Annotated in this window: 28 protein-coding genes; 12 read left to right on the forward strand and 16 right to left on the reverse strand. The window is 51.1% G+C overall.

Annotated elements, in window-relative coordinates:
• A complete protein-coding gene (locus tag HC231_RS08500) occupies window positions 1-498 on the forward strand; it encodes a flagellar protein FlhE (RefSeq protein ID WP_208230584.1) in 498 nt (165 codons plus the stop codon).
• Here HC231_RS08500 and HC231_RS08505 read toward each other — a convergent pair.
• The 3 genes from HC231_RS08505 to flgA form a co-directional block, all read right to left on the reverse strand.
• Window positions 495-926 carry a flagella synthesis protein FlgN gene (locus tag HC231_RS08505; protein ID WP_208230585.1) on the reverse strand — a complete coding sequence of 144 codons (432 nt, stop codon included), beginning with the start codon at window positions 924-926 and terminating at the stop codon, window positions 495-497. The two genes, HC231_RS08500 and HC231_RS08505, sit on opposite strands and share 4 nt — an antisense overlap.
• 14 nt (window positions 927-940) lie before the next feature.
• Complete coding sequence (gene flgM / locus HC231_RS08510; protein ID WP_208231262.1) at window positions 941-1,195, reverse strand: flagellar biosynthesis anti-sigma factor FlgM; 255 nt, start codon at window positions 1,193-1,195, stop codon at window positions 941-943.
• Between the two features lie 134 nt (window positions 1,196-1,329).
• On the reverse strand, window positions 1,330-1,995 hold the full coding sequence (flgA, locus tag HC231_RS08515) for a flagellar basal body P-ring formation chaperone FlgA (protein WP_208230586.1): 666 nt from the start codon (window positions 1,993-1,995) through the stop codon (window positions 1,330-1,332).
• Window positions 1,996-2,174: 179 nt separating this feature from the next.
• Between flgA and flgB the strand changes: the two genes are divergently transcribed.
• From flgB to flgL, 11 genes are all read left to right on the forward strand, one after another.
• The gene (flgB, locus tag HC231_RS08520; protein ID WP_208230587.1) at window positions 2,175-2,588 is read left to right on the forward strand and encodes a flagellar basal body rod protein FlgB; all 414 of its coding nucleotides are present in this window, start codon (window positions 2,175-2,177) and stop codon (window positions 2,586-2,588) included.
• 2 nt (window positions 2,589-2,590) lie between these two features.
• The gene (flgC, locus tag HC231_RS08525; protein WP_208230588.1) at window positions 2,591-2,995 is read left to right on the forward strand and encodes a flagellar basal body rod protein FlgC; all 405 of its coding nucleotides are present in this window, start codon (window positions 2,591-2,593) and stop codon (window positions 2,993-2,995) included.
• 13 nt (window positions 2,996-3,008) lie between these two features.
• On the forward strand, window positions 3,009-3,680 hold the full coding sequence (locus HC231_RS08530) for a flagellar hook assembly protein FlgD (protein WP_208230589.1): 672 nt from the start codon (window positions 3,009-3,011) through the stop codon (window positions 3,678-3,680).
• 58 nt (window positions 3,681-3,738) lie between these two features.
• The gene (gene flgE, locus HC231_RS08535) at window positions 3,739-4,941 is read left to right on the forward strand and encodes a flagellar hook protein FlgE (protein WP_208230590.1); all 1,203 of its coding nucleotides are present in this window, start codon (window positions 3,739-3,741) and stop codon (window positions 4,939-4,941) included.
• Window positions 4,942-4,958: 17 nt separating this feature from the next.
• Window positions 4,959-5,714, forward strand: a complete 756-nt coding sequence (locus HC231_RS08540) for a flagellar basal body rod protein FlgF (RefSeq protein ID WP_208230591.1) — start codon at window positions 4,959-4,961, stop codon at window positions 5,712-5,714.
• Window positions 5,715-5,733: 19 nt separating this feature from the next.
• On the forward strand, window positions 5,734-6,516 hold the full coding sequence (gene flgG, locus HC231_RS08545; RefSeq protein ID WP_208230592.1) for a flagellar basal-body rod protein FlgG: 783 nt from the start codon (window positions 5,734-5,736) through the stop codon (window positions 6,514-6,516).
• A gap of 120 nt (window positions 6,517-6,636) precedes the next feature.
• A complete protein-coding gene (locus tag HC231_RS08550; protein ID WP_246494804.1) occupies window positions 6,637-7,293 on the forward strand; it encodes a flagellar basal body L-ring protein FlgH in 657 nt (218 codons plus the stop codon).
• Window positions 7,294-7,303: 10 nt separating this feature from the next.
• On the forward strand, window positions 7,304-8,413 hold the full coding sequence (locus HC231_RS08555; protein ID WP_246494744.1) for a flagellar basal body P-ring protein FlgI: 1,110 nt from the start codon (window positions 7,304-7,306) through the stop codon (window positions 8,411-8,413).
• Window positions 8,413-9,384, forward strand: a complete 972-nt coding sequence (gene flgJ, locus HC231_RS08560; RefSeq protein WP_208230594.1) for a flagellar assembly peptidoglycan hydrolase FlgJ — start codon at window positions 8,413-8,415, stop codon at window positions 9,382-9,384. The genes HC231_RS08555 and flgJ overlap by 1 nt, the downstream gene beginning before the upstream one ends.
• A gap of 122 nt (window positions 9,385-9,506) precedes the next feature.
• Window positions 9,507-11,186, forward strand: a complete 1,680-nt coding sequence (flgK, locus tag HC231_RS08565; RefSeq protein WP_208230595.1) for a flagellar hook-associated protein FlgK — start codon at window positions 9,507-9,509, stop codon at window positions 11,184-11,186.
• 32 nt (window positions 11,187-11,218) lie between these two features.
• Window positions 11,219-12,139 (forward strand): flagellar hook-associated protein FlgL, encoded by a 921-nt coding sequence (gene flgL, locus HC231_RS08570; protein WP_208230596.1) that lies wholly within the window; start codon window positions 11,219-11,221, stop codon window positions 12,137-12,139.
• A gap of 133 nt (window positions 12,140-12,272) precedes the next feature.
• Here flgL and fliR read toward each other — a convergent pair whose 3' ends face one another.
• The 13 genes from fliR to fliF form a co-directional block, all read right to left on the reverse strand.
• Window positions 12,273-13,061: a flagellar biosynthetic protein FliR gene (gene fliR, locus HC231_RS08575; RefSeq protein WP_208230597.1), complete on the reverse strand. Its 789-nt coding sequence runs from the start codon at window positions 13,059-13,061 to the stop codon at window positions 12,273-12,275.
• 2 nt (window positions 13,062-13,063) lie between these two features.
• Window positions 13,064-13,333, reverse strand: coding sequence for a flagellar biosynthesis protein FliQ (gene fliQ / locus HC231_RS08580; RefSeq protein WP_208230598.1), 270 nt, complete (start codon window positions 13,331-13,333; stop codon window positions 13,064-13,066).
• A gap of 39 nt (window positions 13,334-13,372) precedes the next feature.
• The gene (fliP, locus tag HC231_RS08585) at window positions 13,373-14,065 is read right to left on the reverse strand and encodes a flagellar type III secretion system pore protein FliP (protein ID WP_246494806.1); all 693 of its coding nucleotides are present in this window, start codon (window positions 14,063-14,065) and stop codon (window positions 13,373-13,375) included.
• 68 nt (window positions 14,066-14,133) lie between these two features.
• On the reverse strand, window positions 14,134-14,559 hold the full coding sequence (gene fliO / locus HC231_RS08590; protein ID WP_246494746.1) for a flagellar biosynthetic protein FliO: 426 nt from the start codon (window positions 14,557-14,559) through the stop codon (window positions 14,134-14,136).
• A complete protein-coding gene (fliN, locus tag HC231_RS08595; RefSeq protein ID WP_208230600.1) occupies window positions 14,559-14,972 on the reverse strand; it encodes a flagellar motor switch protein FliN in 414 nt (137 codons plus the stop codon). Before fliN ends, fliO begins: the two co-directional genes overlap by 1 nt.
• Entirely contained in the window at window positions 14,965-15,972 is a 1,008-nt protein-coding gene (gene fliM / locus HC231_RS08600) for a flagellar motor switch protein FliM (protein WP_208230601.1), read from the reverse strand. Before fliM ends, fliN begins: the two co-directional genes overlap by 8 nt.
• A 6-nt stretch (window positions 15,973-15,978) precedes the next feature.
• Window positions 15,979-16,458 carry a flagellar basal body-associated protein FliL gene (fliL, locus tag HC231_RS08605; RefSeq protein WP_208230602.1) on the reverse strand — a complete coding sequence of 160 codons (480 nt, stop codon included), beginning with the start codon at window positions 16,456-16,458 and terminating at the stop codon, window positions 15,979-15,981.
• A gap of 154 nt (window positions 16,459-16,612) precedes the next feature.
• The gene (locus HC231_RS23915) at window positions 16,613-18,082 is read right to left on the reverse strand and encodes a flagellar hook-length control protein FliK (RefSeq protein ID WP_246494748.1); all 1,470 of its coding nucleotides are present in this window, start codon (window positions 18,080-18,082) and stop codon (window positions 16,613-16,615) included.
• Entirely contained in the window at window positions 18,079-18,522 is a 444-nt protein-coding gene (gene fliJ, locus HC231_RS08615; protein ID WP_208230603.1) for a flagellar export protein FliJ, read from the reverse strand. The genes HC231_RS23915 and fliJ overlap by 4 nt, the downstream gene beginning before the upstream one ends.
• A gap of 57 nt (window positions 18,523-18,579) precedes the next feature.
• Window positions 18,580-19,956: a flagellar protein export ATPase FliI gene (fliI, locus tag HC231_RS08620; protein ID WP_208231266.1), complete on the reverse strand. Its 1,377-nt coding sequence runs from the start codon at window positions 19,954-19,956 to the stop codon at window positions 18,580-18,582.
• A complete protein-coding gene (gene fliH, locus HC231_RS08625) occupies window positions 19,956-20,660 on the reverse strand; it encodes a flagellar assembly protein FliH (RefSeq protein ID WP_208230604.1) in 705 nt (234 codons plus the stop codon). The genes fliI and fliH overlap by 1 nt, the downstream gene beginning before the upstream one ends.
• The gene (gene fliG, locus HC231_RS08630) at window positions 20,653-21,645 is read right to left on the reverse strand and encodes a flagellar motor switch protein FliG (protein ID WP_208230605.1); all 993 of its coding nucleotides are present in this window, start codon (window positions 21,643-21,645) and stop codon (window positions 20,653-20,655) included. Before fliG ends, fliH begins: the two co-directional genes overlap by 8 nt.
• Window positions 21,642-23,354 (reverse strand): flagellar basal-body MS-ring/collar protein FliF, encoded by a 1,713-nt coding sequence (gene fliF, locus HC231_RS08635; RefSeq protein ID WP_425490521.1) that lies wholly within the window; start codon window positions 23,352-23,354, stop codon window positions 21,642-21,644. The genes fliG and fliF overlap by 4 nt, the downstream gene beginning before the upstream one ends.
• Between the last annotated feature and the right edge of the window lie 203 nt (window positions 23,355-23,557).

The raw sequence follows: 23,557 nt of genomic DNA on the forward strand, positions 1-23,557 counted from the left end.
ATGATGGAAGGCGTGCGTGATATCGCTGTCGTGGACGCCGTTATGCGGAAATGTTTGGGATATTTAAAACATCGCCGCTATGTGGTTCACGGAATATTGGCGGTACCTTTTCTCTTTACGATTGATGGCGTTGCGGCAAAGGAAAGAGGCGGCAGTTGGAGCGATGAGGGGAAGCAGTGGGTATTAAGCCAGCGCGGCAGGCCCGCGGCTTCCTTTGTTTTTAGCGCTGCGGAAAAACTTCCGCAGAGTGCGAGAATCACATCGGTACACTGGCAATACACATTGACGAGAAAGGCTTTCCCTTCGGGATTGAAAGTATTGCTATGTACGTCTATTCGCTGTATGGAATTACCAGGGGGGAAAGGAACCAGTTTGGCGTTTACCGGAGATTGGGCGGGAGATGAGTTTTACTTTTCGTTCTCTCTACCAGGCAAAGGGCCGATAAAACCGCCAATTCGCGTGCTCAACTCACAGTTGATCGTTAATTATCAGTATTAACGACCAAATTTATTGCTTTGATAGGACATGAATCGCGATGAATGCCCATCGGGACCGTACAGGCTATTATTACTTTTGGTTTTCAATAGCTCGAGCGTTTCGTTGGTATACTTCATATGCTGGCGCAACAGCAGAGCATTGCGGTGATTGTTTTGACTCAGTGCTTGAGTGAGCGCCTGAATATCTGACCACAGCATATGTAAATCACTTTGTTCAGCGTAAGGGGCGATCAGATTACTCTGTTGCTCTAATTCTTGCCGTTGGGTATCAAAATAACGCAGTGAGGTCAATTGCTCGCTCTTATTCTCGGTAATACGCTGCAAAAGCGCGCTATTGACTGCTCTGGCGCTAAGTTCGAGTTCTTCCTGTTTCAATGTTTCCTGTAACTGTTGCAGCAGGGCCAACATTTTCTGTAATACTGCGTTCATAGTCATATCGTGTATCAGTCTTGAGTTAAATCATCAGATAAAGAGATTAACTTATCGGCAATTTTGCCCACATCGATCTGTAATTCGCCTGCCTGAATGGCTTGCTTCAGGTCTTCGACTTTTTCCATATTGATGTCTTGTGTTCCAGGCCGCATGAGTTGCGCCTGAGCATCACTTAAGATGACCTGTGTTTCTTTTTCTGCCCCAGTGCTTACCGATGCCGCTTTACTTTTTTGCGTCTGAAAAGTATCAGCGTCTTTGTTTTGTATTGTCTGGGGGAAGCTACGGGTTTGGCGCCACTAATGCTCATAACATCCTCTCTATTATTCTGCTGTCGTAATCATGCAATAATTTTCTGGTTAGCACTAGTATCGACCGTTTTGGCGGCACCTTTAATTATAATTCATTGCACGACTGTCACCGCCCCCTCGCCGGTAACCACCCCCTCGATGATTTGCCCTGAATCCATCCTGATCCGGGTTTTGTCATTGATGGCGGCATTGTTCATGACCTTCCCTTGATTAGTAATGCTAAAACCTTCGCCGCTAATGGTAACCGAGACTGTTTGTCCGGAACTCACCGCCCAAGGATGACGCAGCATTCTATCGTTAATCGCCTGTCCCGCGCCGATTATCCGCTGGCTAATACTGCCAACGATCTGTTCTGTTTGGGTCATGGGCGCAACGGTCAGTTTATCTATTCTTCCTTCCCGCCATTTAATATCGGCGTCGGTAATTTTATGATTAATGGGAATACTCTTAGCCGCTACCAGATAGCGTCCGGTAATCTGGATTTCCGTAGCCAGGTAATATCTGGCGGCGCCGCACGTCATTTTTATATTGACGTTGCCGCCGGGCTTTTTGCGGGGAGGAAGGGTAAAATGCGGATTAGGGCAGTTGATGGCATTGTCTTTAGCGCTTTTTAATTTCACATCAACGACTGCTGAAGGAATGTTCACCTGCTGACGAACAAATGCAGTCACTTGCTCACTTAGCTCAATTGCGCTGGCTGTTGCATTAAGTGTGGTAAAACACAATATCGCTGTATAATATCGCGCAACGCAACGCATTAATCATTCTCCGCGGGTTTCCTGTGCAAAGTAGTTTACCTGCCTGCGTTTCCCACCAATGGCAAAAATAGCTCATCATTTCTTCTTTATTCCGGCGATAGGGTTTCCACCGCTACCTCTATGCTATCCACAACAAGATTTTAGCCTCACTTTATTCTGCTCTTGGGGAAGGGGATAGCATGCTTGATAAATTGGAGGAGAATTTTCGCTTTCAGCAGGAGGCGTTAAATCTTAGAGCCCAGCGCCAGGAAATTCTGGCGGGGAACATCGCCAATGCCGACACTCCGGGCTATCAGGCTCGCGATATCAATTTTTCCAGTGAGTTGACCAAAGCCATAGAACAGGGGCGCGCCGCCGGTAATTCATTGGCGATGGCAACCACTTCGGAGCGGCATATTCAAAATCAGACGACATCGAATATCGCCTTGGATCTGTTGTATCGGGTTCCAGACCAGCCGGCGTTGGATGGCAATACCGTGGATATGGATCGGGAGCGAACCAATTTTGCCGATAATAGCCTGCGTTATCAAACCGACCTTACGGTGTTAAGCGGTCAGATTAAAAGCATGATGTCCGTGCTAGAGGATAAATAGTTATGTCTTTGTTGAATATCTTTGAAATTTCGGGTTCTGCGTTGACCGCGCAATCACAGCGGATGAATGTCAGCGCCAGTAACCTGGCTAATGCGGACAGCGTGACGGGGCCAGACGGTCAGCCGTATCGCGCCAAACAGGTCGTATTCAAAGTGGCCGCCCCTTCAGGTCAGGAAGTCGGCGGCGTGCAGGTAGATAGCGTTATTGAAGATACATCCCCTGACAAGCTGGTTTACCAGCCGGGGAATCCGTTGGCGGATGAGCGAGGTTACGTGCGCATGCCTAATGTTGATGTCACGGCCGAGATGGTGAATTCCATCGCTGCCTCCCGCAGCTATCAGGCCAATGTCGAAGTGCTCAACACCACTAAAACCTTGATGCAGAAGACATTAACCTTAGGACAATAACAGGAGCAGGCCTATGTCAGTCGCCGTTTCACTTACTGAATCAACGAACACCAGCGCCACTACCACCACAAGCAGCTCCACGGCGTCAAGCAGCAGCGATCTGCAAAATGAGTTTCTGACGTTATTGGTGGCTCAGCTGCAGAATCAGGATCCGACCGATCCGATGGATAACTCCCAACTGACGACCCAACTGGCGCAAATCAGTATGCTCAGCGGTATTGAAAATCTGAATACCACACTTGGCTCCATCGGTACGCAACTTGATGAAAGCAATGCGCTGCAGGCGGCGTCGTTAATCGGCAAAGGGGTACTGATCGACGGCGACAGCATCGTGGTCGGTGAAGATGGCTCCAGCACGGCTTTTGGCGTTGAGCTTGAAGATAATGCCAGCAACGTAACGGTGACGATTTCCGATTCCAGCGGCAATGTTGTTCGCTCGGTGGATCTAGGCTCGCAGAGCGCCGGCGTTTTGGCCTATACCTGGGACGGCACCAATAATAGCGGGGAGAGCGTGGGGGCCGGTACCTATACCTTCTCCGTTTCGGCTACTTCGTCTTCCGGCGGTAGCGTGACAGCGACGGAGCTGACATATGCGCAGGTATATGGCGTCAGTACGGATGATTCTACGCTTAATCTTGGCCTGGCGGGAACCGCCACGTTGGATGATGTGAAACTGATTATCTAGCCTATTTTGCTAGAACAGCGGCATATCAACAGAATAATTTTAATCAAGGGGAACCAATATGGGTTTTTCACAGGCAGTCAGTGGTCTAAACGCGGCATCCAGTAACCTGGACGTTATCGGTAACAATATCGCCAACTCCGAAACAACGGGCTTTAAGTCATCAAGGACTTCATTTGCGGATGTGTTTGCCGCTTCTGACGTTGGTCTCGGGGTAAAGGTCGCCGCGGTAACGCAGGACTTTTCCGATGGCACGGTGGAAAGCACCAATGTGGGTTCCGATGTGGCGATTTCCGGTAACGGTTTCTTCCGCCTGACGGATGACAGCGGCAATGTGTATTACACCCGCAATGGCGAGTTTTCGCTGGATGCCGACAGTAACCTGATCAACACGACCAACGGTTATTATCTGACCGGCTATTCCGCCACCAACGGCGTGATCAATGCCGGGGCGGAGCCGACGGTGCTGTCAATCTCCACCGCAGGAATGGCGGCCTCAGCCACCAGCAGCGCGGATGTGGAAGTGAATCTGAACTCCAGTCTGAGTGCGTTGGATGCCGCTAATTTAGATACCACGGACTCAACTACCTATAACTACACCCAGACGCTGACCACTTATGATACCTTGGGCAATACCCATAATATCGCGATGTATTTTGTTAAAACTGCGGACAATACCTGGTCGGTATATGCTCAGGACACCAGCGACACCTCAGTAACTGAACCAACGAATATCGGCACCCTTAATTTTGATAGCAGCGGTGCACTAACAGGAACCACCGAACTTTCCGTTTCAACCAAGGCCCTTAATGGTTCCGACGGCAACACTTTTACCATCGATTTCAGCGGCAGCACCCAGCAGAACAGTTCCAATGCCACCAACACCAAAACGCAGGACGGCTATGCCGCCGGTACGCTGACTGAATATACCATCAACAATGACGGCACCATCAGCGGTACCTATTCCAATGGTAAAACCCAACTGATGGGGCAGATTGTGCTGGCTTCATTTACCAACACCTCCGGTCTGCAATCTAAAGGCGATAACACCTGGGCCGCAACCGCTTCATCCGGGGAAGCTATCCTGGGTTCGGCCGGCACCGGTACTTTCGGTTCTTTGACCAGCGGCGCGTTGGAAAGCTCTAACGTCGATCTCAGCGCGGAACTGGTGAATCTGATTGTTGCTCAGCGCAACTACCAGTCCAACGCGCAAACCATTAAGACACAGGATGCGATCCTGAATACGTTGGTTAACCTGCGTTAATTGATTAAAGAGGCCATATGGATCACGCGATATATACGGCGATGGGCGCCGCCAGCCAGACGCTGGAGCAGCAGGCTATTACCGCCAATAACCTGGCTAATTCGTCTACGCCGGGATTTCGTGCCCAGATTGCCGCAATGAGGGCCGTACCCGTAGAAGGTCTCTCATTGCCAACCCGCACTTTGGTGGTGGCTTCCACTCCGGGAGCGGATACTACTCAAGGGCCGCTTAACTATACATCGCGTTCACTGGACGTTGCCGTGCAGGATCAGGGATGGTTGGCGGTGCAATTGCCGGATGGCGGAGAAGCATATACTCGCAATGGCGCCATTCAGGTGAATGCCGACGGACAGATGCAGATTCAGGGGTATCCTGTGGTCGGCGATGGCGGTCCGTTGGAGGTGCCGGTGAATGCCAGTATCAGTATTGCTGCGGACGGCACGGTTTCTGCCTTGGGCAACGGGGATGATCCTAACACCGTCGCGGCTGTCGGAAGGTTGAAGTTGGTCAGCGCCACTAACGATCAACTGGTGCGTGGCGATGATGGACTGTTCCACACCACGACGACCGCCGATCAACAAGCCGGAGCCGCATTACCGCAGGATGATACGGTGCAGGTGATGTCTGGCGTGTTGGAGGGAAGTAACGTCAACACGGTAGAGACGCTGGTGGATATGATCAACAATTCCCGCCGTTTCGAAATGCAAATGAAAGTAATCTCGAATGCGGATGACAATGCTCAGAAAGCTAATCAACTGTTATCCATTAGCTAATTGGTTTGAGGAATAGAATATGATCCGCTCTCTCTGGATTGCTAAAACGGGCCTTGATGCTCAGCAAACGAATATGGATGTTATTTCTAACAACCTGGCTAACGTTAGCACCAACGGTTTTAAACGTCAGCGGGCCGTATTTGAAGATCTGCTGTATCAGACCATACGTCAACCTGGCGCTCAATCAACGGAACAGACTACGTTACCGTCAGGGTTACAGTTGGGTACTGGGGTACGTACCGTGGCTACGGAGCGTTTACATAGCCAAGGTAGCCTGGAACAGACTGAAAATAGCAAAGATATCGCGATTAACGGTCAAGGTTTTTTCCAGATCCAGATGACCGATGGTACAACCGCCTATACCCGCGACGGCTCATTCCAGCTCGATTCCAACGGCCAGTTGGTTACGTCCAGCGGTTATCCGGTTCAGCCGGCTATCACTATCCCCGATACCGCGCTGACCATGACGGTATCCAGCGACGGGGTGGTTAGCGTCACAACGCAGGGACAAACGGCAACGACTCAGGTCGGGCAACTGACGTTGGCGACCTTCATTAACCCGACCGGATTACAGAGTATGGGTGAAAACCTGTATCAGGAAACGGAGAGCTCCGGCGCGCCAACAGAATCAACGCCGGGTCAGAACGGCGCCGGGACGCTCTATCAGGGGTATGTGGAAACTTCAAACGTTAATGTAGCGGAAGAGCTGGTTGATATGATTCAGGTACAACGTGCCTATGAAATTAACAGTAAGGCGGTCACTGCATCAGACGCCATGCTGCAACGTTTGACCCAGATGTAACGGGCAATCGGACAATTCAGCCTGATGAATAAATAAAAAGGGTGAGGCATGTTGTGTTATCGCGGTCATAACTGCGGCTTTCTGCGCCAGCAGAAATGGATAATAGTACCGTTAGCGGTTATGACGTATATGGTTGGCGGTTGTGCGTATATACCACGTACGCCGCTGGTTGATGGTGAAACCACCGCTCATCCCGCGCCAGCATCGCTGGTAGCGACGAATGGTTCATTGTTCCAGTCCGCTCAACTAATGAACTATGGCTATCAGCCGTTATTTGAAGACAGCCGTCCGCGTAATGTGGGCGATATCCTGACGATTACCCTGCAAGAGGATGTCAGCGCGAGCAAAAGTTCGTCCGCTAATGCCAGCAGAAGCGGTTCGGCCTCGTCGGGGCTCACTACTTTGCCCAAGGCGCTTACGGGATTGCTGGGTAATGGCAAGGTGGATCTGGAAGCTTCCGGCGGCAATGATTTCGACGGTTCCGGCGGCGCCAGCGCTCAGAATACCTTTGACGGCACCATCACGGTGACGGTTAAGGAAGTGCTGGCTAACGGTAATCTGAGAGTGGTCGGGGAAAAACAGATCGCGATAAATCAGGGTACTGAATACATTCGTTTTTCCGGCGTGGTGAACCCGCGTACGATTACAGGTAGCAACTCTGTGGTTTCAACGCAGGTGGCGGATGCCAGGATTGAATATATTGGTAATGGTTATATCAATGAAGCCCAGAATATGGGGTGGCTGCAACGCTTCTTCCTCAATGTTTCGCCATTTTAAGGAGAATAGCATGAGAATTGTCAGCCTAATTGTGGCGTTATATTCAGTATTGCTGCTGATGACATCCCCAGCATCCGCTGAGCGGCTGCGTGACCTTGTCGATATTCAGGGCGTGCGCGACAACCCGCTAATTGGTTATGGACTGGTCGTCGGGTTAGATGGCACCGGCGATCAGACCACACAAACACCATTCACCACTCAGGGATTGAACAATATGTTGTCCCAGCTAGGGATTACCATCCCCAGCGGCACCAACATGCAGTTAAAGAATGTGGCGGCGGTAATGGTGACCGCCAACTATCCTCCTTTTGCCCGTGCCGGGCAGAAGATTGACGTCGTCGTATCTTCGTTGGGTTCGGCAAAAAGCCTACGCGGCGGGACATTGTTAATGACGCCGTTGAAAGGTGTGGATAATCAGGTCTATGCGTTGGCGCAGGGGAACCTGTTGGTTGGCGGCGCTGGCGCCTCGTCCGGCGGCAGTCAGGTGAAAATCAACCAACTGGCGGGCGGCCGGATTAACGGCGGCGGGATAATCGAACGTGAACTGGCCACCTCTTTTGGGGAGCATAATCGGCTGGTGCTTAACCTTAAGCAGGAAGATTTCAGCGTCGCCCAGCGCATCAGCGATGCGATTAACCGGCAAAATGTCTCCGGTGTGGCCCGTGCTCTGGACTCCCGTACGGTTGAAGTTTCGATTCCCGCCAATAATGACCAGCAGGTGCGTTTTTTAGCCCAGATTCAGGATCTCAACGTGGATGTAGGGGAAATAGATGCCAAGGTTATTATCAATTCCCGCACAGGCTCGGTAGTAATGAACCGCAATGTGATGCTGGATTCCTGCGCGGTGGCTCAGGGAAATCTGTCGGTGGTGGTCGATCAACAGCAGCAGGTCAACCAGCCTGACACGCCTTTCGCCGGCGGACAGACGGCCGTCACTCAGCAAACCGAGATTTCCGTTCGCCAGTCCGGCGGATCGTTGCAACGAGTCAACTCCAGCGCTAATTTGAATGCGGTCATTCGGGCGATGAATGCTCTTGGCGCGACGCCGATGGATCTGATGTCCATTCTTCAGTCGATGCACAGCGCTGGCTGTCTTAAAGCCGAAGTAGAGATAATTTGATGAAGAGCTGGGTCAACGTTGCCGAACCGACTTCCGCTGTATATGACGTCAATGCAGTAAATAGCCTGCGCCGCCAGGTCACGCAAAAAGACCCGGCGGCATTGGAAAAAGTCGCGCATCAGTTTGAAGGGCTGTTCGTTAACATGATGCTGAAAAGCATGCGTTCGGCATTGCCGCAGGACGGGATGTTAAGCAACGATCAGACCCGGCTCTATACCAGTATGTACGATCAGCAGATGGCTCAGGATTTATCGGCTAAAGGGTTAGGACTGGCCGATATGATCATGAAACAAATGGGGCGCCAGCATACCGACATTCCGCCTGATAGCGTGGGCAAAGTGCCGATGCCGCTGGATCAGGAACGACTGGCGACCAGCGCATTATCGCCCGCATTGATTGGCGAGTTTTTACGTCGTGAACAACGGCAAGATAATGCGGCTGAACAGCAATCGGCGGCGCCGCTGCGTCAAACGTCATCTCAATTCACCGATCGCCTTTCCATCCCTTCCATGATAGCCAGCTTACAGAGCGGTATTCCCCATCATTTGATTATGGCGCAGGCGGCGCTGGAATCCGGATGGGGGCGGCGGGAAATCACCACCGCTGACGGCAAGCCTAGCTATAACATTTTCGGCGTAAAAGCCAATGATAGCTGGAAAGGTAAAGTCACCGAGGTGATGACGACGGAATTCGAAAATGGTCGGGCATATAAGACTAAGGAACTGTTCCGGGTTTACGACTCTTATCTTGATGCGCTTAATGACTATATATCGTTGCTGACCAATAACTCTCGATATAAGCCGGTTCTGGACGCGAAGAGCGCGGAAGATGCGGCCTACGCGTTGCAACGTGCAGGCTATGCGACCGATCCGAACTATGGAGACAAACTGGTGCAGATCATCGGTCAGATAAAGCAGGCATCACAAAAGGCCATCAGCGCTTATACCCACGATTTGAGCAAATTATTTTAAAAATAATTAATTGCTGTGCTCTCAAGTTTTTGTTCAAACAGACGATAAAAAAATAAGTAAAAACGTTTATTCAGGCTGGCGTAGCCGCTTAGCCGATATAGAAGAATGAATAAGGAAACTTCATGGCGAGTTCTTTGGTTAATATTGCATCTTCCGGTCTGAAGGCTGCGCAGACGTTACTTAATACCACGGGTAACAACATTACCAACGCCCAAACAACAGGCTACAACCGGCAAACGGTTTCTCTTTCCTCGGCTATCGGCCAGTCTACCACTTATGGCGAAGTGGGAACCGGAGTGACGGTCAGTTCCGTCAACCGCGAATACGACAAGCTTACTGTTGCGCAATTGCGCGCTGCGTCGGCCAGTTATGCTGAAACCAGCGCTTATTACGATCAGCTTTCCCAAATTGATAGCCTGCTGGCGAGCAGCGTCACCAGCAGCACGACCTCTACGGCCTCCAGCATTGACAGCATGCTGTCAGACTTTTTCGCCAGCCTGAGTACGCTGAGCTCCGACGCCGGCAGTACGTCGTCCCGCCAGGCGGTGCTCAGTAGCGCAGAGGCGCTGGTTAGCCAGTTGCAAACGGCGGACAGCTACCTGTCGACGATGGATTCGGCTATCAATCAGGAGGTTACCAGCACGGTTGATACCATTAACAGCTATGCCGAACAGATCGCCAAGTTGAACTCCCAGATATCCAGCATGGGCAGCGCCGGCGCTTCGGCTAACTCGTTGCTGGATCAGCGCGATCAATTGATTAACAATCTGAACGACCTGGTCGGCGTGACGGTATCCACACAAGATGATTCGCTGGTGACGGTATCGCTTTCCAACGGCTTGACGCTGGTGCAGGGCGGTACTTCCTATGCGTTGGCGGCAGTAACCGACAGCGCCGATGCATCTCGTATCACTATCGCCTATGACAGCGGCAACGGCAGCTTGACCAGCATCAATGAGGATAACATTGATGGCGGCAGCCTGGCCGGCCTGTTTGCCGCCCGGGATGATATAGATAGCACGCGTAATGCACTGGGTCTGATCGCCCTGGAACTCGCTGGCAGTATGAACGAACTGCAAAGCGAAGGGGTGGATCTGAACGGCGATGTCGGTACGGATTTCTTCAGCTATAACGACCCATCGGTGTTAAGCAATAGTAAGAATACCGGCAGCGCGGAGCTATCCGCCTCTTATACCGATATCAGCAGCGTTACGGCCAGCGACTACAAACTGAGCTATAAAAACGGCAGTTGGAACGTGACGCAAGTTTCAGACGGTTCAACCGTCAGCTATACCACTTCCACCGACAGCGATGGTAATTCTACCCTTAGTTTTGGCGGTTTGACGGTTACCGTTTCCGGCGATGCCGCCGAGGGCGACTCGTTTAACGTGGAAACGGTGAGCGGTGTGATTTCCAGTTTGTCGGTCGCGTTAAGCGATGGCTCGCTGATCGCCGCCGGTCTGAATGATGCCGAAACCGGTGAAAGCGATAACCGTAACCTGGAATCAATGATTGATTTGCAAACGTCGAAGCTTATCGGCGGCAAATCGACGCTAGCGCAGTCTTATGCCAGCCTGATCAGTGAAATTGGGATTAAAACTTCATCGGCGAATAGTCTCAGTTCTTCCCAGTCGGCTATCGTGACGTCGCTGACCGAGAAACAGCAGTCGGTTTCCGGGGTAAACATTGATGAAGAATACATTAATCTTTATAGCGCACAGCAGTACTACACCGCCTGTGCCCAGGTATTGTCTACCGCGAATACCATTTTTGACTCCCTGTTGTCAGCAGTAAACAGCTAACTAATTCATGACAAATTATAAGGGTAAACATTATGCGTCTTAGCACTAGTGTGATAAATCAGAGACAGATCGCCAGTTCTCTGGAGATTCAGTCCGCAGTGACCACGGCCGCAGCTCAGGTGTCTTCCGGCTTTCGCGTCACCAAGCCCTCCGATGATCCCATTGCCGCCTCACAGGCGGTATTGGTGTCTCAGGCGCAGGCTGACAGTCAAAAATACACTACGGCGCGCCAGACGGCGGAAGCCAGTCTGAATCTGGAAGACACTACGTTGGATGAAGTCGTTACCACGCTCCAGAACATTCAGACGAAACTGATTCAGGCCGCTAACACCACTTATAGCGATTCCGACCGGGCCTCGCTGGCCACAGAACTACAAAGTTATAAAGATCAACTGGTGGCGCTGGCGAACACCACCGATAGTAGCGGTAACTATATTTTTAGCGGCTACGCCTCCGGCTCCGCGGCCTTTACCGTAGCGGACGACGGCACCGTGTCTTACAGCGGCAGCAGCAGCGCTGTTTCTATCAAAATATCCGACAGCCTGTCAGTGACTACCGGCGATACCGGTAATAGCGTATTTGGCGAAGATGGCAATAGTGTTTTTGACACCATCGATCAGGCGCTGGCTGCGTTATCCATGAGTCTGGATGACGGGGATTCGACGGAAGAGTACTCGTCGGCGATGGGGAGCGTGCTAAGCACTTTGTCGAATCAATTGGATGATGTATACACTGCGCAGACCAAGCTGGGCGGCAAACAGACGACAATTACCTCGTTGAAGAGCCAGCAGACTAGCATCGATGTGGTTTACTCCGATCGTAAAACCGATTTGGTGGAAGCCGATATTGTTGCCGCGACGGCGACTTACCAATCTTTGCAGGTAATGCTTCAGGCGAATGCCGCCGTGACCGCCAGCATGTTTTCCATGTCGCTATTCCAACTCAACGGCTAGTGGTTGGGACAACAGTTTAACGTGCTAAACCGGGCACGTTTTTTGGGTGTATCATTTGATTAATTTAATCATTGATGCACCATTTTTTATGGTCCTAATTTATCCTGCCGGCTGTATATCCTTATTGACCAATTTATTCTTGTGCAAGAAATTCTCTGATAATCATCGCAATCACATCAAATAACTCACTGAATATGTGCTCTGAAAATGGCGCAAACAGCGGCATCAGTAATCCGATGGTCAATATACCGATGGTGAGCGTAATTGGAAAACCGATCACAAAGACGGAGAGTTGCGGGGACATTCGGTTTAGAACGCCCAATGATATGTTAATAACCAACAGAAATGTGATTAAAGGAAGAGCGAGCATCAGGCCGTTAATAAAAATAAGGCTACCCGTTTGGGCAATGGACAGAAAAATATTGCTATTGATTAACCCCTGATTGATGGGAATAAGATGAAAGCTGTCGGCTAATAATGAAATAAGCCATAGGTGCCCATCAAATACCAGGAACAGCAGCATGGCAAACACATTGAAAAAACGGGATAGCACCGAGGTGTTGGCGCCGCTTGATGGATCGAAGAAGGTGGCAAAGGATAATCCCATTTGCAAACCGATAATTTCACCCGCCAGGCGAAATACGGCAAAAGCCAACTGCATAGTGAAACCTAAAGCAATGCCGATTAATACTTGCTTTATTAAAAGCCAAACACCGGGCACAGAAAAGATAGGCGTATTTTCAATTGTTATCTGGGGCGATATCAGGACGGTACACAGGAAAGCCAAACCGATTTTAACTTTACTATCGATTCCTTTTTCGTTAAATAGCGGTGCGGTGGCGATCAGCGCCAATAGCCGTACGAAAGGCCAAAAATACTGCCCTAACCAATAGGTTAAATCGGCGCTGGTGACTTCTATCATTATTATCCAATGATTATCGGTAAATTACTAAAAAGCGTTCGCATATAGTCTAATAGCAGATTAAGCATCCAGGGGCCGGCAATAACGATGGCGGTAAATACCGCCAGAATCTTGGGAATAAACGACAGCGTCATTTCATTGACCTGCGTAGCCGCCTGCAGCAGGCTGACGATCAATCCGGTCAGCAATGCGGCCAGCAATAAAGGCGCGGCAAGAGCCAGAGCGATTTTCATCGCTTCATAACCAAGGGCCATAACTGATTCAGGTGTCATGATAATAATCCTGGTCCGCGTTTCCTGATTGTAGAAACGCTAGCTGTAGAAACTCTGCGCGAGAGAACCGATTAGTAACTGCCAGCCATCGACAAGCACGAACAGCATCAATTTAAAAGGTAACGATACGGTAGCAGGCGGAACCATCATCATACCCAGCGCCATCAAAACACTGGCGACCACCAGGTCAATAATCAAAAAAGGAATAAATATGGTGAATCCAATTTGAAAGGCGGTTTTCAGTTCGCTGGTGACAAACGCCGGGATCAGTATCCGCATGGGAACGGATTCCGGCCCCTCCAGCGCGGGAATTTCCGCCAGCCGGGTAAAAAGCGCCAGATCGGCTTCACGCGTTTGCCGCAGCATGAATTCACGCAGGGGCTGCGACCCGGTTTCAAAAGCGGACTCCATGGTGATCTGGTTTTGACTGAAAGGGACATAAGCCTCTTGATAGATTTTGTTAAATACCGGCGACATAACAAAGAAGGTCAGAAATAAGCTTAAGCCCAGGATGACCTGGTTGGGCGGGGCCGTCGCGGTGCCGATAGCCGTACGCAACAGGCTTAACACGATTACGATGCGAGTAAAGCTGGTCATCATCAATAACACCGCTGGCAGAAACGTCAGCGATGTCATGAATACCAGCGTTTGCACCGGCAGGGACCAGCTTTGCCCTCCGTTAGGCAGCGGTTGACTGATAATGCCGGGTAATTGCGCCCATGCGGCCGGCATAATCAGAAAAGAAGCGCCAATCAGAATCTGGAATAACAATTTGAGGGGGAATCGATGAGCAATAACATTCATGCCGATGTATCCGGACGTTTTAATACTTTTGACAGCAGTTGGCGAAAATCCGTCGCTTTATCTTTATTGGCGTCGGAATTAGCGTCAGATGACTTGTCTATGGATTGAGCGGGTATGGTCAGTAATGGTGAAATATTCTGTGACGTTACACCCAGTATCAGCCAGTTTTTATCGACCTCAACAATAACGACCCGTTCCCGCTGACCAACCTGACAGGTCGAAATCACTTTTAATAAACGATTGTTATGCGAATAACCTGTTAAGCCCAATTTACGGATAATCCAGGCAATCAACAAAATAAACAATAGAATCCCAACCAGCATGCCGCCGACTTGAGACAGCAGCATCGTGTTGGATATCGGCGGCGCGGTAGCGATAGTGGATACGCTCTCGGTCGCCGCGGAGGTTACGGTTTGACTCATCAACGGCTCAATCGACGCATGCGCTCGGAAGGGGTAATGATATCCGTGATACGGACACCATATTTATCCGCAACCACCACAACTTCTCCCTGAGCAATCAGGTAGCCATTGATTAGAATGTCCAACGGCTCGCCGGCTAATCCCTCAAGAGGAACGACCGAACCTTGGGAAAGGTGTAAAAGTTCCTTGATGGTCATTTTCGTCCTTCCAAGCTCAACCGTCAGCTTGACCGGGATATCCATAATCATGTCAATGTCCTGCAGGGAATTAGCTCCTTGCTGGGCGGAGAGATTATCGAATACGCTATCGGCCGTGGCTGTGCCTTTTTCCGCAGTCTGTTGCTCATTAAATGCATCAGCCCACAAATCGTCCACGGATTCCTTTTCATCGGACGGTTTCTTGCTGTCACTCATTGGGCTGTTCCTCATCGTTCAGAGAATTCAATATAGGATTAATTAAATGTTCGACTTTCAAGGCGTACTGTCCGCCGGATGTACCATATTGGCAGGTCAGGACGGGGACGCCATCAACATGGGCGATCAAACGCTCGGGTTTGTCTATCGGCAGAATATCGCCCGGTTGTAATTGAAGGAGTTTGGAGATCCGCAAAGGAATATCCACAAAACTCGCCACCAGTTCCAGTTCCGAATGCTGCACCTGTTTCGCCAACGCTTCCCGCCAGTTATGATCTTCCTGACGAGAGTTTTCCAGCGGCGGATTGACCAAGAGTTCGCGCAGCGGCTCTATCATGGCGAAGGGAATACAGATGCTGAATTCCCCGGTTAATGAGCCTATTTCCACATGAAAAGGCGTGGTCACCACGATGTCGTTAGGCGAGGTGGTAATGTTGGTAAATTTTACCTGCATCTCCGAGCGGACATATTCTATATCCAGCTTATAGATAGCCTGCCAGGCATCGCTGTAGGCTTCCAGCGCAAGACGGAGCATGCGTTTAACGATTCTCTGCTCGGTATGGGTAAACTCCCGGCCTTCAACTTTGGTTGGAAACCGGCCGTCGCCGCCGAACAGGTTATCGACCGCAATAAAAACCAGACTGGGTGAGAAAACCAGCAGCGCGGTTCCACGCAACGGCTTCATGTGGATCAGGTTTATGTTGGTCGGAACCGGCAAATTTCGCGCGAATTCGTGATAAGGCAAAATTTTAATGGGGCCTACCGTAATATCCGGACTACGGCGTAAAAGATTGAATAGCCCCATTCTGAACTGGCGAGCAAACCGCTCATTGATAATTTCCAGCGCCTGCAAACGTTCACGGACAACACGGCGCTGCGTATTGGGATCATAAGGTTTTACGTCGCCCGCTACGGTGGCTACAGGGGTATCATCCCCATCGTCGCTGCTGCCATTTAGCAGAGCATCGATTTCGGCCTGAGAAAGAATACTGTCACCCATAAATAATTACCGTAGTATGAACGCTGTGAATAGAACGTCATTAATCGTTTGCTCCGCCTGCCCTGGAACTAAAGGGGGAGCAAGTACTTGTTTGATTTCTTCCACCAGCTGCTGTTTCCCTTGTTCTGTACTCAGGGAAGCTGAGTTTTGGCGGGATAATAGCAAAAGCAAACGACTACGCACTTCCGGCAAATAGTTACTGAGCTGTTGGTGTGTAGCTTCATCCGGCAATCTTAGGGTAAAGCCGACGTACAAAACCCGATCCAAATCGTTGTCGGGGTTCTGCAGGTTAACGGTAAACGTATCAAGCGGCATAAAAACCGGCGCCGGTGGCGGCGTAACTTTTTGAGTTTGAGCTGTGTCGGCCGGTTTATACAGAAACCACCAGGCAGCGCCTCCCGCAATGGCCGTCAGTAATGCGATAACGATAAGCACGACTAGCCAGATTGAACGCTTTCGTCCGGAGGTGAGAGCTTGTTCAGACATAAGTAAAGATAATTCCTGTTACGTATTTGAAGGATGGCATGAAAAAGACATCACCGACCTCATTTAACCCAAGGTCGATTATCCCGTCTATTTTCTTCATCAATAGGACGAATAGACAAGGAAAATTAGGCTACCTTGGGTATTTATTAGCATCTTAAGCGAAGATGTTAACCCCTGTAACGCCAGAAGCCATCTGTTGCAAAGATGTGGGTACGTTCAACGGCGTCGCTAATCCGTCTGATGATGAGCTATCAGACGGTTGAGCAAAACCTGGATCGGCGGTTTGCTGATCTTGCGCCCAACTCTGCGATGATTCGCTGCCCACGCTTGCCTGCCCTAAATCAATGCCGCTCTCCGCCAATGACGTGCGCAGATGGGGGAAGGCGGCTTCCAGAGCCGCTCTGACCTGACTATGCGCTGATACAAAGTGGAGCTGGGCTTCGTTGTCGTTATTCAGCGTCAGGCTAATCTGCAAGGAGCCCAGTTCTTCCGGGTGAAGACGGAGTTTGGCGTTCTGCTGGCCATCGCGGGCAAACATGATAATTTGCTGGCCGAGCGTCTGTTGCCAGGCTTCGCTACCCATTTGCGCGTTCAGCATGGCGGTTGATGTAGTAACCGTGCTAGTCGTCGCGCTTGTTGCCTGGGCCGTCGCCGGCACTGCATGGGAAGATGGAGCAACTAACGGCGATGTGTTGCTGGAGGCGTTGGCGGTGATAGACTCGCTGCTTCTGGCGGTGGTCGCCGCAAGCGCGGTATTGCTAGTAAAAGAGTCATCGCTGTCAGTGGATAGTTCGGTTTTCTTACTAACCGTATCTACCACTATATCATCCGCGCTATTCGCCTGGCGGCCACCCTTACCGGCGCCGGCCAAGGTAAACGGCGTTAATGGCGTATCCACTTCGCTTTCAGCCGTTGTATTCGGTGTTGCAAGTTGATCGCTCAGCGTTAAGGAAACGGCCGCGGATTGAGCCGGTGCCAGCGTACCGTCGATTACAATTGCATCGGCGTCAGGTGCCGTATCGGTTTTTGCCGTTTGCGTCTGGTTTATCATCGCCAACAATGACAGGGTAGCCGCATCAGGCGTATCGCTGGTAAAGTCGCTCTCGTCCTGGTGGACGGTCGTTTCTTGAACGCTTGATAAAAAAGCATCGTCAACGACGGGGTCGCTCGGTTCATCCAACGCCAACTGAATATCCGTCTCGGATGGAATGCTTTTTTCTTTATCCGTTATAGATGCATTGGCATTTTTTAATGCGGAGGAGCCGGGGAGCGAATCGGTTTCAGCAGAAGCACTTTCTGTTTCAGTGGCGTTGCGCTGGTCGTTATTGGCATTGTCCACGCCATCTTGATTTTGCTGAGAAGCTGTTTTATCCGCCGGCTGCTCTCTGGAGGGGGACTGCGCGGAGGCTGATTCTGTGGATTCTTTGTTGGCGACAGAAGAATCGGCATTGGATGCCGCGCTATTAGTCGCAGAAGAAGTCGTCGCTGTTGTTGATTGCGCGGTATCTCTGCGCGCTGATAACAATTGTTCAAAACTACTGCCGGACTCAGACTGGCGCGTAGACGATGAGTCTGCTGAGACATTGTTATTGACAACAACATTGTTGACGCCGGAAAGATTCATGGATGCTTCCTCAGTGAGGCGCGCTGTGCAAATTCGTCCATCAGTTTCTGATCCTGTCGGTTGGCATGTATCAGGGCTTTTTGTGCCGAGCGATCCTGTAAGGTGATAAAGGCATTCAACCTTTGATATTTAGATCGCCAGGTCTGGGTCGCTTGCTGCAGCTGCTGACTCCAGTGGGCAAGTTGTTTTCGATGCTGCTCTATCGCTTTTTCCAGCGTCAGCAGAAATTGTTGATAGTTATACCAGTTGGCGGAGTTAATACCGCTACTCATGGTAGATTGCAATTGCTGACGGTAATCTGTTTCGTAGCCGAGCAACATCTCTAACTGTTTTTGGACATTCAGATGCGACTGACGAATTTTTCCCAGCAGTACAGCAGCATCATCAGCTTCTTGTTGAGCTAAATCGCGTAATGTATCCAAAGGTGATTGCGTTTTCATCTGACCCCACAGTGAAATGTTAAGACTAATCCTAATAATTAACGTCAAAAAAATCCGTTAGCTTATATCTCCAGAAGAAAAAAGAGCAAAAAGCTGATTCTGGGCGTCTTCGTAGTTGCAACGTTCAAAAATTCCCTGTTTTAAAAACTTTTCCATGCTGGGATAGAGACGAATCGCACGATCGAGTAACGGATCGCTTCCCGCCGCGTACGCCCCCACGCTTATCAGATCATGATTGCGCTGATAGCTGGAAAGTAACTGCTTAAACTGTTGCACGATGGTGTAGTGCTTTTCATCCACCAATGCCGTCATTGCCCGGCTAATCGAGGCTTCAATATCAATCGCGGGATAATGGCCTGATTCGGCCAGATGCCGGGACAAGACAACGTGACCATCGAGAATCGCCCGCGCCGCATCGGCAATAGGGTCTTGCTGATCGTCCCCTTCCGTCAGCACGGTATAGAAGGCGGTAATGGAGCCGCCGCCATTAATACCGTTGCCGGCTCTTTCCACCAGCGAGGGGAGTTTGGCGAAAACGGAGGGCGGATAGCCTTTGGTCGCCGGGGGTTCGCCAATCGCCAGCGCGATTTCACGCTGAGCCATTGCGTATCGAGTGAGCGAATCCATAATCAGCAACACATGATGACCGCGATCGCGAAAATCTTCCGCAATACGCGTTGCGTAAGCCGCTCCTTGCATACGCAATAGCGGCGATACATCCGCCGGAGCGGCGATAACTACGGAACGGGAACGGCCTTCATCGCCGAGAATGTTCTCAATAAAATCTTTAACTTCGCGACCGCGCTCTCCGATGAGACCGACGACAATAACATCCGCCTTCGTATAACGGGCCATCATGCCAAGCAGGACGCTTTTCCCCACCCCTGAGCCTGCAAACAGGCCCATTCGCTGTCCGCGTCCCACGGTCAATAACCCATTGATGGCCCGAACGCCGACGTCGAGCACGCTATTTATCGGCGTTCGTTGCAAAGGGTTATATGGCGCAGAGGTTAACGTTGCCCGGTAGCCGGTTTCCGGAGCAGGCAATCCATCAAGCGGTTTGGCCGTACCATCCAGCACCCGCCCCAGTAGTTCCGGACCTAACGGCAACTGTTTCCCCTGCGTGCTTCCATCGGCTGACGGGCTTGCATACACTCTTGCGCCTGGCGTGATGCCTTCCATTTCTTCCAACGGCATCAGGAAAAGTTTTTGTCCGTTGAAACCAACAACTTCGCTTTCTAATTCTTTAATGTCATTGCCATTTTGACGTTCTATCAGGCAAGTCGCACCCAGCGGGAGATGCAAACCTGTAGCCTCCAGCACCAAACCGGTAGCGCGAACCAATTTGCCGTAATGCCGGACCGATGGCGTACTGGCAATGCGCTTTTCATAAGCATCGATGGTAGACAACCAGCGGGAGAGGCGTGATGTCATCATAGTTCTCCCGGTGCGGCCAAACGGCACAGCTCACGCCATCGGGTCGCCAGGCTGGCGTCGAGATCGCCCTCATCGGCGCTGACTTTGCATCCGCCCGGGTGTAGCTGATTATCTGCTAATAAACTCCACCCATGCGCGCTGAGCGTAGCGCCAAGGTGCTCTTCCACCTGCGCCAGATCGGAGGGATGAACCCGGAGTTGCGGCTTGCCGCTAAACATGGGTTCTTGCTGGATAAATTGTTGAATTTGGTTGAGTAGCGCCGTGCCGTCGCAAACAGGCGCCTGACCCAGAACCTGCTTGGCGGCGGTTAACGCCAGTTGCATTAGTCGTGCAGGAATAACCGTGTCCAATGAATCCAGCGTCTGTTGGAATTCAGTCACCATCTGTTGCAATTGGGCGACCATCGGGGATTGCTGTTGCTGTATTTCTTCCAGCCCTTGCTTTCTGCCTTCTTCCAATCCGCGTTGATAACCGGCGTTATACCCTTCCTGCTGACCCTGATTGAATCCGGTTTGCTGCGCTTTGTTCTCAACCCTCTGACGTAATTCAGCCAAATCCTCTTCGGTGAAGGATGGCGTAGCGTCAGCGGATGACGAAGCCTCGTCTTCTGCTGATGCCGGATGCAGTTGGAACTCCTCGCGTGAGGACAGATCGTCTAAAGACCAGGGTTGCCAGTTCATTCCTTTAATTGCATCAGACATAGGCATCCTCACCGCCGCCAATCACGATCTCCCCGCTGTCAGCCAAACGACGGACAATAAGCAGAATGGCTTTCTGCTCGCTTTCCACCTGAGACATACGGACCGGACCGCGAGTCGCCAAATCATCGCGCAGAATTTCAGCGGCACGCTGCGACATATTCTTGAGGAATTTCTCGCGCAATGGCTGTTCGGCGCCTTTCAGCGCAATAAGCAGGGATTCGGATTCCACTTCCTGCAACAGACGTTGAATACTGCGGTCGTCCACATCCACCAGATTTTCGAACAGGAACATTTCATCAATGATTTTCTGCGCCAGTTCGCCGTCGAATTCGCGTACGGCATCAATAACGGCTTCTTCCTGCTGGGTTTTCATCAGGTTAATGATCTCAGCCGCAGTACGGATACCGCCCATCTTACTGCGCTTGAGATTCTGACCGTCTAACAGACTATTCAATACTTCCGTCAGCTCGGCCAGTGCCGCGGGCTGTACCCCGCCGAAGGTGGCAATACGCAACATGACATCGTTACGCAGGCGTTCATCAAACAGCGCCAGAATATCGGCGGCCTGGGCCCGCTTCAGATGCACCAGGATAGTTGCGATAATTTGCGGATGTTCTTCCTGGATTAGCTCAGCCGCACTCTGCGGTTCCATAAAGTTGAGCGTTTCCATTCCGCTGGTGGTTTCGCGGCTTTCCAGAATATCTTCCAGCAGACTGGAGGCGCGCTCTTCGCCCAGCGCCTTGATCAGCACGGAACGCAGATAGTCGCCTGCATTAATACTCAGCGCCGCATACTGCTCGGCATCAGCTTCGAATTCTTTTAAGACTTCAGTCAGTTGCTGATTCGATACCTGCTTCATACTGGCCATCGCGGCGCTTAAGTGTTGTACCTCTCTGGTCGAGAGATGGGTAAACACATCAGCGGCCCGATCTTCACCAATGGTCATCAGCAGAATCGCACTTTTTTCGGTTCCGGTCAGACTCATATTTCACTCCCCATCCACTCACGGATTACCAGCGCAACAACTCGGGGGTCATTTTCTGCCAAGTCACGAATTTTCTGACTTTGAAGCTCGGCACTGACTCTCTGCTGAGAACGTTTCTGCTGTTCTTGTTCATCTTTGCTCAATTTTACGACGACATCATCGTCGTTGTTTGGCATCGCCGCCGCTGCCGGAGCGCCCGCTGCGGCAACCTTGTTTTTATTCACCAGCGGCTTGAGCAGTTTCCGCCACAGAATAAAGGCGACGAGGGCGACAAGCAGCCAGCGTCCCGCATTCATTAGGCGATCAAAGAAGCTTTGCTGTTGCCAGAAGGGGAGATCGCCCGCAACATTTTCCGTTTGCGTAAATGGCGTATTGGCGATATTCAGCGTATCTCCGCGTTCGCTGGAATAGCCCATTGCTTCCCGGGTCAGAGACTCGATCTGTTTAATTTGATCATCGGTCAACGCTACCGGAGTGCCTTCTTCCGACTGGCGATAGTTGACAACGACAGCAACGGAGAGCCGTTGCAGTGAGCCGGCGCTTTGTTTGGTATGGCGAATGGTGCGATCGACTTCATAATTGATGGTCGAGTCGTTCCGCGTGCTAGAAGGCGTAGCGACCGCGTTATTATTCGTTGCGTTGGTATTTTGCGCATTGCCCGCATTGGCGTTGTTGGCATTTGCATTCGCTGCATTGGCGTTATTAGCCGGGGCCGTTATCGGAGCCGTCGGGGCAGGGGCCGGTTGGTTTGAAAGCGCGCCTGGCACACCGCCTACCATACCGTTGCCGCGCTGCTCGCTGTTGCTGCTCTGTTGCGAACGTACTGCGGCTTGGTTAGGCGCCTGGTTCGGCTGATATTGTTCGTCGGTCTGCTCCCGGCTGGAAAAATCAAGTTGGGCGGTTACCTGAGCATGGACATTGCCAAGGCCGACGACCGGAGTCAGGATAGCTTCAATGCGGCGTTGATAAAGATTTTCAACGTCAGCGGTGTATTTCAACTGAGCGGTATTCAGATCTCGGCCGCTACTGTCGGATTGCGTCAGCAGACGCCCGTTTTGATCGACTACCGTGACATTGTCAGGGGGTAAGCCCGAAACGCTGCTGGCGACCATGTAGACGATGGCGTTGATTTGACCATCATCCAACGCTCGGCCTGGTTGCAAATTTAGCGTCACGGACGCGGACGGGGATTTCTGTTCGCGAACAAACAGCGACGGTTTGGGGATAGCCAGATGGACGCGCGCGTTGACGACGGGGCCCAGCGTCTCTATGGTCCGCGATAGTTCTCCCTCCAGCGCCCGCTGATAATTGATCTGTTCGCTGAATTGACTGATACCGAACTTTTCTTGATCGAGTAGCTCAAAACCAACGGCTCCGCCTTTAGGCAGTCCCTGTTGCGCCAGGCGCAGGCGGGTTTCATGTACTTTATCGGCAGGGATCAGCAATGCGCCGCCGTTATCCGCGAAGCGGTATGGAATATTCATTTGCCCAAGTTGAGCAACGATGCTTCCACCGTCACGATCGTTCAGGTTACTGTATAACACCCGGTAATCAGGGGATTGTGCCCATAATATCAATGCGGAAACAATGGCGAGCGCTGCAGCGGCAGCAACCAACAATGGGATTCTGGGATTAGCGCGCAAAGAGGAAAACATTGCAGTAAATCCGTTTTTGTTAGCCGCGTTCAAACTGCTTTTCACGGTGCTCATTCGTATTCCCTGCTAGAAATTGACAAATTGATAATGAATGTTGATAACAAAACAAACTCCAAGATGAGCAATGCCCCAATACGCATTAAAATGAATGTCACCTGTATGGCGTGGTTTTACATTATTTCCTCGGGCCGGAAAATTTGATTGCCGAATTAGCTGGGTTTTTCATAGCTATTTAACGGCTTAGAACCACCTTGATT

The organism is Brenneria izadpanahii (assembly GCF_017569925.1).
In the GTDB taxonomy this organism is placed as follows: Bacteria; Pseudomonadota; Gammaproteobacteria; order Enterobacterales; family Enterobacteriaceae; genus Brenneria; species Brenneria izadpanahii.